Annotated in this window: 15 protein-coding genes and 1 riboswitch; of the genes, 1 reads left to right on the plus strand and 14 read right to left on the minus strand. The window is 69.2% G+C overall.

The features are described from left to right. Positions 1–129: 129 nt before the first annotated feature. The 10 genes from thiC to mnmA all read right to left on the minus strand — a co-directional run bounded on the left by thiC (position 130) and on the right by mnmA (position 11190). The gene (gene thiC / locus ACO2RJ_RS00295) at positions 130–1992 is read right to left on the minus strand and encodes a phosphomethylpyrimidine synthase ThiC (RefSeq protein ID WP_423266010.1); all 1863 of its coding nucleotides are present in this window, start codon (positions 1990–1992) and stop codon (positions 130–132) included. 84 nt (positions 1993–2076) lie between these two features. Continuing rightward, positions 2077–2186, minus strand: a riboswitch (TPP riboswitch). A gap of 100 nt (positions 2187–2286) precedes the next feature. After that, a complete protein-coding gene (locus ACO2RJ_RS00300) occupies positions 2287–3546 on the minus strand; it encodes a class I SAM-dependent methyltransferase (protein WP_423266011.1) in 1260 nt (419 codons plus the stop codon). A 169-nt stretch (positions 3547–3715) separates the two neighbouring features. Continuing rightward, the gene (locus tag ACO2RJ_RS00305; RefSeq protein WP_423266012.1) at positions 3716–4396 is read right to left on the minus strand and encodes a phytanoyl-CoA dioxygenase family protein; all 681 of its coding nucleotides are present in this window, start codon (positions 4394–4396) and stop codon (positions 3716–3718) included. Continuing rightward, positions 4393–5787 (minus strand): NAD(P)(+) transhydrogenase (Re/Si-specific) subunit beta, encoded by a 1395-nt coding sequence (locus ACO2RJ_RS00310; RefSeq protein WP_423266013.1) that lies wholly within the window; start codon positions 5785–5787, stop codon positions 4393–4395. The genes ACO2RJ_RS00305 and ACO2RJ_RS00310 overlap by 4 nt, the downstream gene beginning before the upstream one ends. Positions 5788–5794: 7 nt before the next feature. After that, the gene (locus ACO2RJ_RS00315; RefSeq protein WP_423266014.1) at positions 5795–6238 is read right to left on the minus strand and encodes a proton-translocating transhydrogenase family protein; all 444 of its coding nucleotides are present in this window, start codon (positions 6236–6238) and stop codon (positions 5795–5797) included. Then, on the minus strand, positions 6238–7446 hold the full coding sequence (locus tag ACO2RJ_RS00320) for a Re/Si-specific NAD(P)(+) transhydrogenase subunit alpha (RefSeq protein ID WP_423266015.1): 1209 nt from the start codon (positions 7444–7446) through the stop codon (positions 6238–6240). Before ACO2RJ_RS00320 ends, ACO2RJ_RS00315 begins: the two co-directional genes overlap by 1 nt. A 4-nt stretch (positions 7447–7450) precedes the next feature. Then, a complete protein-coding gene (locus ACO2RJ_RS00325) occupies positions 7451–7741 on the minus strand; it encodes an aa3-type cytochrome c oxidase subunit IV (RefSeq protein ID WP_423266016.1) in 291 nt (96 codons plus the stop codon). Positions 7742–7878: 137 nt separating this feature from the next. After that, positions 7879–9267: an ABC1 kinase family protein gene (locus ACO2RJ_RS00330; protein WP_423266017.1), complete on the minus strand. Its 1389-nt coding sequence runs from the start codon at positions 9265–9267 to the stop codon at positions 7879–7881. Between the two features lie 109 nt (positions 9268–9376). After that, complete coding sequence (locus ACO2RJ_RS00335) at positions 9377–10018, minus strand: class I SAM-dependent methyltransferase (protein WP_423266018.1); 642 nt, start codon at positions 10016–10018, stop codon at positions 9377–9379. Further along, complete coding sequence (mnmA, locus tag ACO2RJ_RS00340) at positions 10015–11190, minus strand: tRNA 2-thiouridine(34) synthase MnmA (protein ID WP_423266019.1); 1176 nt, start codon at positions 11188–11190, stop codon at positions 10015–10017. The genes ACO2RJ_RS00335 and mnmA overlap by 4 nt, the downstream gene beginning before the upstream one ends. Positions 11191–11389: 199 nt before the next feature. On the opposite strand from mnmA, the gene ACO2RJ_RS00345 reads away from it, so the two are divergent. After that, the gene (locus tag ACO2RJ_RS00345) at positions 11390–11566 is read left to right on the plus strand and encodes a hypothetical protein (RefSeq protein WP_423266020.1); all 177 of its coding nucleotides are present in this window, start codon (positions 11390–11392) and stop codon (positions 11564–11566) included. 3 nt (positions 11567–11569) lie between these two features. On the opposite strand, the gene glgA is transcribed toward ACO2RJ_RS00345, so the two are convergent. The 4 genes from glgA to ACO2RJ_RS00365 all read right to left on the minus strand — a co-directional run bounded on the left by glgA (position 11570) and on the right by ACO2RJ_RS00365 (position 17346). Next, positions 11570–13015, minus strand: coding sequence for a glycogen synthase GlgA (gene glgA / locus ACO2RJ_RS00350; protein ID WP_423266021.1), 1446 nt, complete (start codon positions 13013–13015; stop codon positions 11570–11572). Positions 13016–13120: 105 nt separating this feature from the next. After that, a complete protein-coding gene (gene glgC, locus ACO2RJ_RS00355) occupies positions 13121–14383 on the minus strand; it encodes a glucose-1-phosphate adenylyltransferase (RefSeq protein ID WP_423266022.1) in 1263 nt (420 codons plus the stop codon). A gap of 57 nt (positions 14384–14440) precedes the next feature. Then, entirely contained in the window at positions 14441–16942 is a 2502-nt protein-coding gene (locus ACO2RJ_RS00360; RefSeq protein WP_423266023.1) for a glycogen/starch/alpha-glucan phosphorylase, read from the minus strand. A gap of 173 nt (positions 16943–17115) precedes the next feature. Then, the gene (locus ACO2RJ_RS00365; RefSeq protein ID WP_423266024.1) at positions 17116–17346 is read right to left on the minus strand and encodes a hypothetical protein; all 231 of its coding nucleotides are present in this window, start codon (positions 17344–17346) and stop codon (positions 17116–17118) included. Positions 17347–17439 lie beyond the last annotated feature (93 nt).

A 17439-nucleotide genomic window follows, 5' to 3' on the forward strand; every position in this document is an offset into this window, starting at 1 on the left:
GGGTTCCGGGACGAGCCCGGAACGACGACTGGGCGAGCGGGCGAACGAGTCCGGGCGGCCGATCCCGCGCTAGAGGGACCCTCGGACGCCCGTCCCGCCCGGCGGCGATCCGGGTCTCGCTGCTCGAACCTACTCCGCCGCGACGTAGAGCTTCCCGCCGCCCTCCAGAAACTCCTGCGTCTTCGCCTGCATGCCGGCTTCGGCCTCGAGCGCTGTGCGCTCGTTGTCGCCCATGGCCTTGGCTTCCTCGCGCAACTCGCGGGTGATCTGCATGGAGCAGAATTTCGGCCCGCACATCGAGCAGAAATGCGCGACCTTGTGGGCGTCCTTGGGCAGCGTCTCGTCGTGGAAGGCGCGGGCGGTGTCGGGATCGAGCGAGAGGTTGAACTGGTCCTCCCAGCGGAAGTCGAAGCGCGCGCGGCTGACCGCGTCGTCGCGGATCTTCGCCGCGGGATGGCCCTTGGCGAGATCGGCGGCGTGGGCCGCGATCCGGTAGGTGATGACGCCGGTCTTGACGTCGTCGCGGTTCGGCAGGCCGAGATGCTCCTTCGGCGTGACGTAGCAGAGCATCGCGGTGCCGAACCAGCCGATCATCGCGGCGCCGATGCCCGAGGTGATGTGGTCGTAGCCCGGCGCGATGTCGGTGGTGAGCGGTCCGAGCGTGTAGAAGGGCGCCTCGCCGCAGACGGCGAGCTGCTTGTCCATGTTGGCCTTGATCTTGTGCATCGGCACATGGCCGGGGCCCTCGATCATGACCTGGCAGCCCCGTCCCCAAGCGACCTTCGTGAGCTCGCCCAGAGTGTCGAGCTCGGCGAACTGCGCGGCGTCGTTGGCGTCGGCGATCGAGCCGGGGCGCAGGCCGTCGCCGAGCGAGAACGACACGTCGTATTTCCGCATGATGTCGCAGATGTCGCCGAAGCGCTCGTAGAGGAAGCTCTCGCGGTGCCCCGCGAGGCACCAGCGCGCCATGATCGAGCCGCCGCGGGAGACAATCCCCGTTACCCGGTTGGCGGTCAGCGGCACGTGGCGCAGCCTCACGCCGGCGTGGATGGTGAAGTAGTCGACGCCCTGCTCGGCCTGCTCGATCAGCGTGTCCTTGAACACCTCCCAGTCGAGCTTCAGCGGGTCGCCGTCGACCTTTTCCAGCGCCTGGTAAATCGGCACCGTCCCGATCGGCACGGGCGAGTTGCGGATGATCCAGGAGCGGATGTTGTGGATGTTGCGGCCCGTCGACAGGTCCATGACGGTGTCCGCGCCCCAGCGGATCGCCCAGACCAGCTTTTCGACCTCCTCGGCCGCGCCGGAGGTGACGGCGGAGTTGCCGATGTTGGCGTTGACCTTGACGAGGAAATTCCGCCCGATCGCCATCGGCTCGAGCTCGGGATGGTTGACGTTCGCCGGAATGATCGCCCGGCCGCGGGCGATCTCCTCGCGCACGAACTCGGGCGTCACGAAGTCGGGGATCGCCGCGCCGAAGCTGTCGCCGTCGGCATGGCGAAGCTCGGCGCCCTCGACCGCCGCCTCGCGGGCGAGATTCTCGCGGAAGGCGACATAGGCCATCTCCTCCGTCACGATCCCGGCGCGCGCGAATTCGTACTGCGTGACCATCGTGCCCGAGGGCGCCTCGAAGATTGCGCGCTCGGCGGGGCAGGGGGCGACGAGCCGGTCGGCGGAGACGTTGCCGTTGTCCTCCGGCTTCACCGCGCGGCCGGAGACGGTCGAAAGCCCGCGCCGGGCGATCCAGTCTCCGCGCACTTGGCGCAGGCCGCGCGCCAGATCGATCGGGGCGTCGGTCTCGGTGTAGGGGCCGGACGGGTCGTAGACACGGACCGGCGGCTCGTTCGGGTCGGTCAGCTGGATCTCGCGGAATGGCACCCGCAGGCCCGGATGCGCCTTCGGCTCGGCGTAGACCTTGCGCGAGCCCATGATCGGGCCGGTCGTCACGCTGTCGGGGGCCGCTTTCGCGTCGCGCGGCGGAACATAGACGTTCATGGGGGATCTCCTCCTCGAGAGACTCGAATTCAGGAGATCCGGGAGTTCGACGACGTCTGGGGCGAACGCGTTTCGATAGGCGAGCCGCTCGCTGGTTCCCGTCCCTTCGCCGGCATGACCCGGATCAGGTTCTAAGGGATCGGCGTAGCGCCATCTCAGCCCCGCATCGCAGCGGGACGCCCCTCGGACCGAGGCCGACGTTAGAAGCGGTCGAACAGCTTGTCGAGCGGGTTGGCGAAAGGTTGAACGCTCCGGCGCCGAGGGCGCCGGAGCGTCGACGACTTCAGGCCGCGGCTATTCCGCCGCCAGAGCGGCGGGCGCCGTCATCGCCTGCTCGGCGCGCTTCAGCGCCGCCTCGGCCTCGTGGATGTAGTCGCGCGTCAGCGGCACGGCGTCCTGCCGGCGCGCCAGCTGCAGCTGGAACACCACCACGCCGCGGTAGCGGAACGCCGCCTCGCAGGCCGCCAGGTAGTACTCCCACATCCGGCAGAAGCGCTCGTCGTAGAGCGCCACGGCTTCGTCGCGACGCGCCATGAAGCTCGCCCGCCAGTCGCGCAGCGTGAAGGCGTAATGCAGCCGGAGCACCTCGACGTCGGTGAGGACGAGCCCCGTCTTCTCGATGATCGGCAGCAGCTCCGACAGCGAGGGCAGCGCCCCGCCGGGGAAGATGTACTTGTCGATGAACGGATTGGTCGAATGCGGCCCGTCGGAGAGGCCGATCGTGTGCAGCAGCATCACGCCGTCTTCGGTCAGCCGGTCGCGGCAGGTCTCGAAGAAGGTCCGGTAGTTGCCGATCCCGACATGCTCGAACATGCCGACCGAGACGATGCGGTCAAAGGCGCCGTCGAGCTTGCGGTAATCCTTGAGCTGGAAGTCGACCTGGTTCTGCAGGCCGGACTCCGCCGCCCGGCGCCGGGCGATCGCCAGTTGTTCCGTAGAGAGCGTAATTCCGAGCGTATTGCCGGCGCCCGCCACGCCCGCGAGATAGAGCCCGAGCCCGCCCCAGCCGCAGCCGATGTCGAGCACGCGGTCGCCCGGCCGGATCGCAAGCTTCGCCGCGATGTGCCGCCGCTTGGCGAGCTGGGCGTCGTCGAGCGGCGCGTCGGGGCTGTCGTAATAGGCGCAGGAATACTGCCGGTCCGGATCGAGAAACAGCGAGTAGAGCCTGGCGTCGAGATCGTAATGATGCGCGACGTTGCGGCGCGACCGGACGAGCCCGTTCGCCTGCGCGACCCTGCGCCAGCGCAGCCTGAACCATTCGAGCGCGCGTATCGGCCAGGGGTCGGGCGCGCTCGGAGTCTGGCCGAGCGCGAGGTCGAGGAACTCCGCGATGTCGCCCTGCTCCATGAGCAGGCGGCCGTCCATGTAGAGCTCGCCGAGCTTCAGGTCGGGGGCCAGCGCCAGCCCCCATTGCGCCGCCCGGTCCGTCAGTCGAATGGCGACGCGCCGTCCTGAGCCGTCGCCGAAACGCGCCGTCCGCCCCGACGCGAAAGTGACGACGAGATCGCCGCGCCGGATCAGACGCGCAAAGATGCGCGCAAGCACTTTCTCCATGATCGCCTCCGTAGAAGGCGCGCCTCCCGCAAGGCGGCCTCACGAAAGATTGTTAATTGTGGAGAAAGTTTACGCGAGTCCAAAATCACGGCGCTGTGTGCAAATCCGGTTTGCATTTTCCCTTTGTGTCACAAGGGCGTCCCCGGCGCGCGGCTCAGAAAAAAGGGTCTCAGCACGCCGCCCATGTCAGCGGCGGAGGAAGGTCCGCCCCGGCGTAGTCGACATGAAGCACCCGTCGAGGCGCGTCCGAGGCCGAGCGCGCCGATGCGTGGAGCGCGAGCAGACGCATCGCGAGCACGTCGCCCGCCTCGCCCGTCGCGGTCAGGACGGGCGCCGCCCGCGCCTTAGCCGCGGCCTCCGCGGCGGAGACACGGCCGAGGCGATGCGAACCAAGCGCGACCTTGACTGGGCCCTGACCGGCGCCGCAGGCGTCGACGAACAGACGCAGCGTCAGCATCTCGGCAAGCAGCGCGACCGGCGGCTCCACATGGGCGACGCCGTCCTTGACGGTCCACGGGCCGAAACCCTCGACGTCGATCCGCCGCGTGACCGCGATCGTGCGATCCTGATGCCAGGGGACCATCCAGTTGGTCGCGGCGGTCTTGTCGAAGCGGACCACGCGGATCGGGCGCATGGGCCGGCCCGACAGCGCGTTCGCAAGGCGGCCGAGCGCGCCGTCGCTTGCGATCAGACGGCCGGCGCGCGACTGGCGGTCCACGCCGCGGACGCCCGCTTCAGCCCTGAAGTCGTCTAAGAATTCAGCGGCGACAGCCGCGACGTCGGCTGCGGAAACAACGCGGCGGACGACGCAAGCGCCGTCCGCCGTCAGACTGTCGGACGCGTCGCTCACAGCGCCTTGACGATCTGCTCCGTCATCTTCTTCGCGTCGCCGAACAGCATCATCGTGTTGTCGCGGAAGAACAGCTCGTTCTCGACGCCCGCATAGCCCGAGCCCATGCCGCGCTTGATGAACAGCACCGTGCCCGCCTTCTCGACGTCGAGGATCGGCATGCCGTAGATCGCCGAGGTCTTGTCGGTCTTGGCGGCCGGGTTGGTGACGTCGTTCGCGCCGATCACGAAGGCGACGTCAGCGCCGGCGAACTCCGAATTGATGTCCTCGAGCTCGAACACCTCGTCATAGGGCACCTGGGCTTCGGCGAGCAGCACGTTCATGTGGCCGGGCATGCGGCCTGCGACCGGGTGGATGGCGTATTTGATCTCGACGCCTTCCTCCTTGAGCTTGTCGCACATTTCGCGCAGCGCGTGCTGCGCTTGCGCCACCGCCATGCCGTAGCCCGGCACGATGATGACCTTGGACGCGTTCTTCATGATGAAGGCGGCGTCTTCCGCCGAGCCCTGCTTCACCGGACGCTGCTCGACCGCGCCTGCGGGTCCGCCGGCCGTCTCCCCGCCGAAGCCGCCGAGGATGACGGAGACGAAGGAGCGGTTCATGCCCTTGCACATGATGTAGCTGAGGATCGCGCCCGAAGAGCCGACCAGCGCGCCGGTGATGATCAGCGCGAGATTGCCGAGCGTGAAGCCGATGCCGGCCGCGGCCCAACCCGAATAGGAGTTGAGCATCGACACGACGACCGGCATGTCCGCGCCGCCGATCGGCACGATCAGCAGGAAGCCGAAGACGAGCGCGACCAGCGTGATGAGCCAGAACACGACGTGGCTCTCGGTCATCACGAACAGCACGACCAGCACCACCAGAAGGGCCGCGAGGCCGATATTGATGACGTGCCGCATCGGCAGCAGGATCGGCTTGCCGGACATGCGTCCGTCGAGCTTGGCGAAGGCGATGATCGAGCCCGAGAAGGTGATCGCGCCGATCGCGACGCCGAGCGCCATCTCGACCAGGCTCTGGCCGTGGATCGAGCCGCTCTGGCCGATGCCGAAGGCGTCCGGCGCGTAGAGCGCGGCCGCCGCCACCAGCACGGCGGCGAGGCCGACGAGCGAGTGGAAGGCCGCGACGAGCTGCGGCATCGCGGTCATCGCGATGCGCTTCGCGGTCACGCCGCCGATCGCGCCGCCGATGCCGAGGCCCGCGATCACGAGGACCCAGCCGAAGGCGTCGGTCGGAGGCGAGACGAACAGCGTCGTCACCACCGCGAGCGTCATGCCCGCGATGCCCATCTGGTTGCCGCGACGCGAAGAGGCGGGGCTCGACAGGCCTTGCAGCGCAAGGATGAAGAGGACGCCGGAGACGAGATAAAGGATCTGGACGATGTCGGTCACGGCGCCGTCAGCCCTTCTTCTTGTACATGCCGAGCATGCGCTGGGTGACGAGGAAGCCGCCGAAGATGTTGATCGAGGCGAGGATCAGAGCGACGAAGCCGAAGGCCCGCGCCCAGCCGGCGCCGGGATGGCCGGCGAGCTCGACGCCGACCGCGAGCAGCGCGCCGACCACGATCACCGAGGAGATCGCGTTGGTCACCGCCATCAGCGGCGTGTGCAGCGCGGGCGTCACGCTCCACACCACGTAATAGCCGACGAACACCGCCAGCACGAAGATCGCGAGGCGGAACACGAAGGGGTCGATCACGCCGCCCGTCGCGCCGTGCGCCGCCATCCCGGCGGCGTCGGCGATCTGGTCGACGTAGGACTGCGCCGCTTCAGCGGACGCGCGTGCGGCGTCGGCGGCGGCGCGGGCGCGTTCGAGCGCCTGGTCGGGGGTCAGCTCGGCCATCAGCTGGCTTCCTGCGGAGGCGGTGTGTCGGACGGCGTGTCGGCGTCAGGCGAGGGAGCCGCCGGCTTCGGCGCGTCGGGCGATTTGGCGACCGGGTGGATCACGGCGCCGTCGCGCGTGAGCGCGGTCGCCTTGACCAGCTCGTCGTCCCATTTGACGGCGAGCTGCTTGGTCTCCTTGTCGAACAGCGTCTCGAGAAACGCCGAGAGGTTCTTGGCGTAGAGCGCGGAGGTCGAGGCGGCGAGACGCCCGGCCCAGTTAACGTAGCCGACGATCTTGACGCCATCGACGTCGACGACCTCGTCGGGCTTCGCGCCTTCGACATTGCCGCCGCGCTCGACCGCGAGGTCGATGACCACCGAACCCGGCTTCATCGACTTCACCATCGCCGTCGTCACCAGCCGCGGAGCGGGGCGTCCGGGGATCAGCGCCGTCGTGATGACGATGTCCTGCTTGGCGATGTGACTTGCGGTGAGTTCGGCCTGCTTGGCCTGATACTCGGCCGACATCGCCTTGGCGTACCCCGCCGCCGTCTCGGCCTGCTTGAACTCCTCGTCCTCGACCGCGATGAACTTCGCGCCGAGGCTTTCGACCTGCTCCTTCGCCGCGGGGCGAACGTCGGTCGCGGTGACCACGGCGCCGAGCCTGCGGGCGGTCGCGATCGCCTGAAGGCCGGCGACGCCGGCGCCCATGACGAAGGCGCGGGCGGCCGGCACGGTGCCGGCGGCGGTCATCATCATCGGCAGCGCGCGGCCATATTCCGCGGCGGCGTCGATCACCGCGCGGTAGCCCGCGAGGTTCGCCTGTGACGACAGCACGTCCATCACCTGCGCGCGCGTGATGCGCGGCATCAGCTCCATGGCGAAGGCCGTGACGCCGGTCTTCGCCAAGGCCTCGATCTCGGCGGCCTTGCCGTAAGGATCCATGACGCCGATCACGAGCGCGCCGGGCTTCAGCCCCTGAAGCGCGTCCGGCGCCGGCCGGCGCACCGTCAGCAGCACGTCGGCGCCGTTCAGGGCGTCGGCGCGGGAGCCGGCGACCTTCGCGCCGGCTTCGGAATAGGCGGCGTCGGTCACGCCCGCGGTCAGCCCGGCGCCGGATTCGATCGCCACGTCGGCCCCGAGGCCGATCAGCTTCTTGATGACGTCCGGCGTGAGCGCGACGCGCGTCTCACCCGGGAAAACCTCTTTCGCGACGGCGATCCGCATCAGCTCAGCCGAGCACGGCCCAGAGGCCGGTCACGACGACGCCCGCGATGATCACCGGAACGATCGTGCCCTTCTCGCTCATGGCGCCGATGACGCCGGTGACGAGCGCGAGCACGATGCCGAGTCCGCACAATCCCCAGGAACCGGCAACGCCGCCGATCGCGAGCGAAATCATGATCACGACGAGCACCGCGGTCGCGACCTTCGAGAGCTTCATGACCATCGCATAAGTGCGCTCGTGCTCGGCGTAGTCGTTGCCGGTCGCGGTGGCGTATTCGTGGACGTGCTCGGCCATTCTGGCGTTCCCTCGGAGTGGCGTCTTGTGGGCGTCTTCCTTCGCCATGTAGCCGAAAGAATCAGTCCCGGCAATTCCCCCAAAGGTCTGGCATGCCAGATTCACAGAGGCGTTCCATCATCTGAAAATTGAGGCGATTACCCCCTGGATCCGGGATCGCCGCCGAGCGGCTCGAGGCCGACCGCGAGAAGCGCTTCCCGCTGGCGCGCGGCCACCGCCGAAACCGAGAAATCCGCCATCGTGTCCCGGAACAGCTGCGCGAAGTTCAGCTCCGCCGCGAGGTGCAGGAACACGCCGCCGAGCCCGATCGCGGCCCGGTCCATGAAGACGAATTCGCGCGGCACCGTGATGGGGCCTTTGCGCTTCAGCTCCTGCGCCACCTGGAACGCTTGGCGTCGGCCATATTCGCCGGGCGAGACGCCGTCGGCGATGGTGCGAACGCGGTCGTCCAGCAAGGGCCCGTAGATGAAGCGCGCCCAGATGTTGAGCACGTCGATCAGCTCGCGCTTCAGTCCCTTGAAGCCCCAGACCTCATAGGCGTGGACCACGCGCGACTCGTCGCCGTCGCGCAGCCCTTCGTAGAGATCGACCACGCCGCCGACGAAGCTCGCCGGAAACACCCGGATGCAGCCATAGTCGAGCAGGTTGATGCCCTGTGGCTCTCCGTCTTCCGAAAAGGCGGCGTAGTTGCCGAGATGCGGATCGCCGTGAATGACGCCATGGCTTGAGAACGGCCCCCACCACGCCTTGAACATGGCGACCGCGATCCGGTTGCGGACCGCGAGCGGCGCCTCCTTATAGGCGAGCAGCTTGACGCCTTCGAGCCAGTCGAGCGTCAGCAGCCGGCCGGTCGAGAGATCGGGCCAGACGCCCGGCACGCGGACCTCCGGCGTCTGGCCGAGCATCCGCGCGTAGAGCGCCGCGTGCTTGGCTTCGCGGCGGTAGTCGAGCTCCTCGCGGATGCGCGCCCCGATCTCCTCGACGATCTGGCTGGTGTCGATCGAGGCGTCGAACCGCCGGCGGATGTCGAACAGGAAGCGCAGCTGGCCAAGGTCCGCCTCGACCGCCGACGCCATGTCCGGGTATTGCAGCTTGACCGCGAGCGGTGCGCCATCGAGCGCCGTCGCGCGGTGCACCTGGCCGAGCGAGGCCGCCGCCGCCGGCTCTTTCTCGAACGAGCCGAACCTCGCCATCCAGTCCGGCCCGAGCTCCGCAGCCATCCGCCGGCGGACGAAGCCGTAGCCCATCGCTGGGGCGTCGGACTGAAGCTGCGCCAGCTCCTCGGCGTATTCCGGCGGCAGCGCGTCGGGGATCGTCGCGAGCAGCTGCGCGACCTTCATGACCGGGCCTTTCAGCCCGCCGAGCGCAGCCCTCAGGTCGGCGGCGCGATCGGCGCGTCCGGCCGCGCGGCCGAGCAGTTGCGCCTGCGCGATCCGCGCGGCGACCCCGCCGACATTGACGCCGACGCGGGCGTAGCGGGCCGCGCGGGCGGAGAAGCGGTTTCGTTCGATGTCGTCTGGGGGCATGTGGGCTTTACGTCGGAGCGCGCCGGTCGGTTCCGGCGGGGGCCGACGACATATCGTCCTCCCGGGCCGCGCATGCGAGGCCCGCGGGCGGGGAAAGGACGACGCGAGCTCAGCCCGCCTTCTTGATCCGGACGATCTTGAAGAACCCGGCGGGAAACACCGGGGCGACGTCGATCACGGCCATGTCGCCGGCCTTGGCGGCCCAGGCGCTCAGACGACTGACCTTGAAGTCGCTCGACCAGCCCATCTTGGCGACCAGCGGCGCGACCGCGGCCTCGACCGCCGCCATCGCGCCCCCGCCCGCGCCCATCTTGGAGGCGATCACGATTTCGCCGCCGGGCTTCAGAACGCGGCGCATCTCGTCGAGCGCGCCTTCGGGGTCCGGCACCAGCGTGATCACGAACGGAACGGTGACGGCGTCGAACGAGGCGTCGGGCAGGCCGAGCCGGCAGGCGTCCATCGCGCAGAGGCCGCGCACCTGGGTCAGGCCCTGGTCGATCACCTTCTCGCGCGCCTTGGCCAGCATGTGCTCGGACAGGTCGACGCCCACCACGCGCGAGCCCTTGGGGTAGTAGCGCAGCACCAGCCCGGTGCCGACGCCGACCTCGAGGATGTCCGGCCCGCAGGCCGCGGCCGCCGCCGCCGCCTTGCGCTGGCCGTCGGCCAGGAACCGGACATAGACCTTGTCGTAGATCGGCGCCCATTTCTCATAGGCGCGCTTCTGGCCTTCCAGATCGTACTGAACGCTCACGCCGCCGCCTCGCTGATGCGCCTCGCCGGCGCTGAAACGCCCGAGGACGCCCGGATGATCCCGCCGCCGAGCACGCGCTCGCCGGCCTCGTCGTAGAGCGCGCAGGCCTGGCCTGGCGCGACGCCCATCTCGCCGTCCACCAGCTCGACCTCGGCCGCGCCGTCCTCCCCCGCGAACAGCCGCGCGGGCGCCGGGGGACGCGTCGAGCGCACCTTGGCCAGGAGGGGCAGCCCGTCCGCCGGCAGATCGGACAGCGCGGCGTCGCCCAGCCAGTTGAGGTCGCGCAAGGCGACCCGTCGCACGGCGAGCGCCTCCCGCGGGCCGACCACCACGGTCTTCGCCGCGGCGTCGATGCGCACGACGTAGAGCGGCTCGCCGGCGGCGATTCCCAGTCCCTTGCGCTGGCCGACCGTGTAGCGGAGCACGCCCTCATGGCGGCCGAGCTCGCGGCCGGAGAGATCGACGATCGGGCCGGGCTCGGCGGCGCCGGGCTTCAGCTTTTCGATCAACTGGGCGTAGGAGCCGTTGGGGACGAAGCAGATGTCCTGGCTGTCGGCCTTGTCCGCCACCGCGAGGCCGAGCTCGCGGGCGAGGTCGCGCACCTCGGGCTTCGTGAGGTCGCCGAGCGGGAAGCGCAGCATGGCGAGCTGCTCGGGCGTCGTGCCGTAGAGGAAATAGCTCTGGTCGCGCTCGGGATCCGCGGCGCGGTAGAGGCCGCGACCGCCGCCAGGAAGCGCCCGCGAGGCGACGTAATGCCCGGTCGCGAGCGCCGCGGCGCCCAGATCCTTCGCCATGTCGAGCAGGTCGAGGAACTTGACCGTCTGGTTGCAGGCGACGCAAGGGATCGGCGTCTCACCCTTAAGATAGGCGTCGGCGAAGGGCTCGATCACCGCCTTCCGGAAGCGCGCCTCGTAGTCGAGCACGTAATGCGGAATCCCCAGCCGGTCGGCGACGTCGCGCGCGTCGTGGATGTCGCGGCCGGCGCAGCAGGCGCCCTTCCGCGCCGTCGCGGCCCCGTGGTCGTAGAGCTGGAGCGTGACGCCGACGACGTCGTAGCCGGCGCGGGCGAGCAGCCCGGCGACGACCGAGGAATCCACGCCGCCCGACATGGCCACCACGACGCGCGTGGCGGAGGGCGGGCCGGACAGGTTGAGGTCGACGGGCGGGAGCATGGCGTCAGGGAGGATCGCGTTGGGGTCCGCGGGGTTCTATCGCGCCGCGCCGGAATGCGAAAGCGCGTGGCGCGTCGCCTTCGGCCCGGCGGATTGGAGCCATTCCAGAATGCGCGGGCCGCTATGCTTCAGGGGGCGTCCCGCCGGCATGGGCATTGCGTGGCAATCCCCATCCGGGGCCAACGGATCGGAGCATCGCATGGGCATGATCGAAATCGTGGTGGCGCTGTGCCTTCAGGCCGAGCCGTCCTCCTGCCGGATCAGCCGGGAACGGCATCCCGGCGCCATGACGGCGTGCGTCCAGAGCAGCGCGGGCGACGCGCTGTCGGAGCCGGGATGGTATCGCGCGCGCTACTCCTGCCGCTGGCGGACCTGACGCTCAGTTTCCGGCAAGCTGGCGGTACAGCCCGGCGTAAACCCCGGCCGAGGCTTCCCACGACACGTCGGTCGCCATGCCGTTGCGCTGCAGCGCGGCCCAGGCGGTCTTGTCGGCATAGAGCGCCGCCGCCCGGCGCAGCGCCGCTTCGAGCGCGGGCGCGGCCACGGGCGAGAACTGAACGCCGGTCGCGCATCCGGCCGCGAGCGCCATCGGGTTGGCGTCGATCACCGTGTCGGCGAGGCCGCCCACACGGGCGACCACGGGCACGGCGCCGTAGCGCAGCGCGCAGAGCTGCGTCAGCCCGCAGGGCTCGAAGCGGGAGGGCACGAGGATCGCGTCGGCGCCGGCCTGCAGGAGATGCGCGAGGTCCTCGTCATAGCCGATGACGCAGCCCACGCGGCCGGGCTTTTCGAGCGCGAGCGCGCGGAAGCGGCTCTCGAGCCAGAGTTCGCCCGCGCCGATCAGCGCAAGATCCGCGTCGAGCCCCAGCAGCGTCGGCATGACCTCGGCGAGCAGGTCCAGCCCCTTCTGGCTCGACAGCCGGCTGACGACGCCGAAGGTCAGCCGGTCGGCGGTCGGATCGAGGCCGAAGCGCTCCCTGAGGGCGCGCTTGCAGGCGCTGCGGCCGGCCAGGTCCCCCGCCTGGTAGCGCGCGGGCAACCGTGGATCGGTCGCGGGATTCCAGACATCGACGTCGATCCCGTTGAGGATCCCCGAGACCGTGGCCGCCCGGCCGCTCAGCAGACCGTCGAGGCCGATTCCGCCGTCCGGCTCGAGGATCTCGCAGGCGTAGGTCGGCGACACCGTGGTGATCCGGTCGGCGAAATAGAGCGCCGATTTGAGGTAGCCGACGCCGCCGTAATATTCGACGCCGTCGATGGTCATGGCCGCGTCCGGGAGCCCGAGCTGCGCCGCGAGGGAGGGCGGAAACCAGCCCTGGAACGCGATGTTGTGGATGGTGGCGACGGTCTTCGGCCGCGGTTCGGGACCGAAAGCGAGATAGGCGGCGGCGAGACCTGCCTGCCAATCGTGCATATGCACGATTTGAGGCGTCGGAAGTCCCGCCGCGCCGCGCGCGATCTCCGCCGCGACCTTGCCGAGAGCCGCGAACCGGAACGCGTTGTCCGGCCAGTCCTTGCCGTCCGGACCGACATAAGGGTTGCCCGGACGGTCGTAGAGATGCGGCGCGTCCAGGATGAGGAGGTCGAGCCCGTGCGCTTCGGCGGCGACCACCGTCGCCGGGCCGCCGAACAGCTCGTCGAACCGCGCGACCGTTTCGCCGGCGCCGGCCTGCGCCATGACCTGCGGATAGCCCGGCAGCAGCGTGGTCACGGCGACGTCATGCGCCGCCAGCGCGCGCGGCAGCGCCCCGACCACGTCGGCGAGGCCGCCGGTCTTGATCAGCGGATAGCATTCGGAGGCGACGGCGAGGACGGGGAGGGGCATGGGGCGCGACAGCGGTTCGAGCGCGGCCACGGTCGGCCGCGTCCCGTTCTTAACGCTCCGGCCGGCGTCGCACGAGCCCGGCCTTGGGAGGGCGACTCTCGACCTTCACAGCCGATCGATCATCGCCTGGGTGATCAGGCAGACGCCCTTGTCGGTCCGCCGGAAGCGTTGCGCGTCAAGGACGGGGTCCTCGCCCACGACGAGCCCTTCCGGGATCTTCACGCGGCTGTCGATCACCACGTTCTTCAGCCGCACGGAGCGGCCGATGTCGGCGTCGGGCAGGATCACGGCGCGTTCGACGTCGGAGTAGGAGTTGACCCGCACGCCGGTGAACAGCAGCGCTTCCTTCACTGCGGCGCCCGAGACGATGCAGCCGCCGGAGACGAGCGATGAGATCGCGCGGCCGCGGCGATCGTCGCGGTCATGGATGAACTTCGCCGGAGGCGTGATCTCGGAGAACGACCAGATCGGCCAGTCCTTGTCGTAGAGATCGAGCGCCGGCACGAAGTCGGTGAGGTCGATATTGGCCTCGAAATAGGCGTCGACCGTGCCCACGTCGCGCCAATAGGGCTCCTCCTCGGTCTTCGACCGCACGCAGGAGCGCGAGAAGTGGTGGGCGACCGCTTTGCCGCCCGTCACGATCGCCGGGATGATGTCGCGGCCGAAGTCGCGCGACGAGTTCGGGTCGGCGGCGTCCTTGCGCAGCAGGTCGAACAGGAACGGCGTGTCGAAGACGTAGATCCCCATCGAGGCCAGCGCCAGGTCGGGCCGGCCGGGCATCGCCGGGGGATCGGCCGGCTTCTCCAGGAAGGCGACGATCCGGTCGTTCGCGTCGACATGCATCACGCCGAAGGCCGAGGCCTCCTTGCGCGCGACCTCGAGGCAGCCGACGGTGACGTCGGCGCCGCTCTCGACGTGCTGGGCGAGCATCTGCTCGTAGTCCATCTTGTAGACGTGGTCGCCCGCGAGAATGACCATGTAGCGGGGCGCGTAGTCCTCGACGATGTCGATGTTCTGATAGACGGCGTCCGCCGTGCCGAGATACCAGGCGTCCTCCGACACGCGCTGGCTCGCGGGGAGGATGTCGAAGCTCTCCTTGCGCTCGGTGCGGAAGAAATTCCAGCCGCGCTGCAGGTGCCGGATCAGGCTGTGGGCCTTGTACTGGGTCGCGACGCCGATCCGCCTGATGCCGGAATTCATCGCGTTCGACAGCGCGAAGTCGATGATCCGGGCCTTTCCGCCGAAATGGACTGCGGGCTTGGCGCGCCGGTCGGTCAGCTCCATCAGACGGGAGCCGCGCCCGCCCGCGAGCACGAACGCCATCGCGCTGCGGGCGTAGGGCGGGCCGAGCGTGGGTTTCGGGGGCATGGATGCGTCTCCTCGGGCGCTGCGCGAATCTGGTTCCGCGCCCCCTGCGAGAAGATATCAGCCCTCCGCCGGCGTCACGTTCCAGATGTCTTTGGCGTACTCACCTATGGTCCGGTCGGACGAGAACCAGCCGACATTCGCCGTGTTGAGCACGGAGGCGCGCATCCAGGCGGCGCGATCCCGCCACAGCTTGTAGACGCGCCGCTGCGCCGCGAAATAGGCGTCGAAATCGGCCGTCACCAGGAAGGTGTCGTTGTTGAGAAGCCCCTCGACGAAGTCGCGGTAGCGGCCTGGCTCGTCGGGCGAAAACACGCCTGAGCGGATCGAATCGAGGACCTCGCGCAGCATGGCCGAGCTTTCGACGGCCGCGCGCGCGTCGAAGCCGCGGCGCTTGCGGGCCTCGACCTCCTGCGCCGTCAGGCCGAAGATGAAGATGTTGTCGTCGCCGACATGCTCCTTGATCTCGACATTGGCGCCGTCGAGCGTGCCGATCGTCAGCGCGCCGTTCAGCGCGAGCTTCATGTTGCCCGTGCCCGACGCCTCCATGCCGGCGGTCGAGATCTGCTCGGACAGGTCGGCGGCCGGGATGATCCGCTCGGCGAGCGAGACGTTGTAGTTCGGCAGGAAGGCGACCTTGAGCAGGCCGCGCACCGTCGGGTCGGAGTTGACCACCCGCGCGATGTCGTTCGCGAGCTTGATGGTCAGCTTCGCCTGCCGGTAGCTCGCAGCCGCCTTGCCGGCGAAGATCTTGACGCGGGGCATCCAGGGCCGCATCGGCTGGGCGCGCATCGCGTTGTAGATCGCCACCGTCTCCAGCAGGTTGAGCAGCTGGCGCTTGTATTCGTGGATGCGCTTGATCTGCACGTCGAACAGCGCGTCGGGATCGACCCAGACGTCGTTGCGCTCGGCGATGATCTTCGCGAGCGTCTCCTTGTTCCGCCGGCGCGCCGCGACGAGGCGCTCATGCAGCGCGGTGTCGTCGGCGAGCGGCACGAGCTTCTCGAGGCGGAAGGGGTCGTCCAGGAGCTCCGGACCGATCGCGTCGATCAGGATCTTGGTCATCTCCGGATTGGCCTGGGAGAGCCAGCGCCGGAAGGTGATGCCGTTGGTCTTGTTGACGATGCGGTCCGGATGCAGGCTGTGCAGATCGCGGAACACCGTCTGCTTCATGAGGTCGGTGTGCAGCGCGGACACGCCGTTGACCTTGTGCGAACCGGTGAAGGCGAGATGCCCCATGCGCACGCGCCGGCCGTTGCCCTCGTCGATCAGCGAGATCGAGGCGAGCAGCGCGTCGTCGGAGGGCTTCTTCGCCCGCGCGGCTTCGAGCGCGTAGGCGTTGATGAGGTAGATGATCTGCATGTGGCGCGGCAGCAGCCGCTCCATCAGCGGCACCGGCCAGCTTTCGAGCGCCTCTGGCAGCAGCGTGTGGTTGGTGTAGGAGAAGGTGCGGACGGTGATGTCCCAGCTCTCCTCCCAGCCGAGCCCGTGGATGTCCAACAGTTGGCGCATCAGCTCGGGCACGGCGATCGCGGGGTGGGTGTCGTTCAGCTGGATCGCGACGTGGTCGGGCAGGCTGCGGACGTCGCCGCGCTCCTCGATGTGCCGGCGCAGCAGGTCCTGCAGCGAGGCGGAGGCGAAGAAGAACTCCTGCCGCAGCCGCAGCTCCTGACCGGCCGGCGTCTCGTCGGACGGGTAGAGCACCTTCGAGATCGACTCGATCCGCACCCGGTCGGCGAGCGCGCCGACATAGTCGCCGCGGTTGAAGGCGTCGAGGCTGATCGGGTCCGGCGCCCGCGCCGACCAGAGCCGGAGCGTGTTGACGTGGCGGCCGCGCCAGCCGACCACGGGCGTGTCGATCGCGACCGCCTCGACCCGCTCAGCCGGGCGCCAGATCTGCTTCGGCTTGCCGCCCTCGTTGATCTGCTCGACGAACCCGCCGAAGCCGATGGGGTAGTCGACTTCCGGATGCGCGAACTCCCAGGGATTGCCGAAGGACAGCCAGTCCTCCGGATATTCCTGCTGCCAGCCGTCGCGCATGCCCTGGCGGAACAGGCCGTGGTCGTAGCGGATGCCGTAGCCGTAGGCCGGCACGCCGATCGAGGCCATGGAATCCATGAAGCAGGCGGCGAGGCGGCCCAGTCCGCCATTGCCGAGCGCCGCGTCGGGCTCCGCCTCCCGCACCGCGTCGATGTCGACGCCGAGACCGTCGAGGGCTTCGCGCGCGGTCTCGATGAGGCCGAGATTGTTCATCGCGTCGAACAGCATCCGCCCGATCAGGAATTCGAGCGAGAGATAGTAGACGCGCTTCTGGGGGATGGGCCCCGAGTGCTCGGCGATCCAGCGATCGACGATGCGGTCGCGGACGGCGAGCGCGGTCGCGACGAACCAGTCTCGGGTGCTCGCGGTCTCCGGCGTGCGGCCGACCGAATAGGTCAGTTCGGCGAGGATTTCCTTCTGAAGCTTCGCGGCGTCCACCCCAGCCTCTGGCGCGCCGGCGGGAGCCGCGGCCCGGACAGGGCGGCGGGCAGGCTCGGCGGTCGCTGCTGCGGCTTCGGTCATCGCGCGGTCTCCCTATGCGGCCTCGTCGACACGCGACCGCGCTCAATCAATCATGGCGCCGCCGCGATGGCGATTGCTGCGATGCGGGATTGTTTCGTCCCAAGCGTCATTTGACAAGGCGGGGCGCCTGGCGACGCCGGAACAATTGGAGCGGGCGGAGATCCGTGGCGGCGTCAGCCGCGGGCGAAGCGGACCACCTTGCCGTTCGGAGACTCGACGGCCTCGCGCGTCGTCTCCTCCTGAAGCGCGACGGCGTCGAGCCTGTCGCGCAAGGCGCGCGCGGCGATCATCAGGTCGATGCCGAGACCGAGCGGAGCGCAGACCAGCGTCGCCGCATAGACGTCGAGCGCCTGTCCGATGAGGTCCGCGTCATGTCGGGACAAAGAGAGGTTCAGCGTGTCCATAAGCGGCGCCACCGGTTGCCTTTCGCGCCCCGCTTCACCCACGTCCGGGAAGCGAAGGCTCGTGTCCACGCCGGCGCGACGACGCCGACGCCG

It is taken from the genome of Hansschlegelia sp. KR7-227, assembly GCF_049446035.1.
Taxonomy (GTDB): domain Bacteria; phylum Pseudomonadota; class Alphaproteobacteria; order Rhizobiales; family Methylopilaceae; genus Methylopila.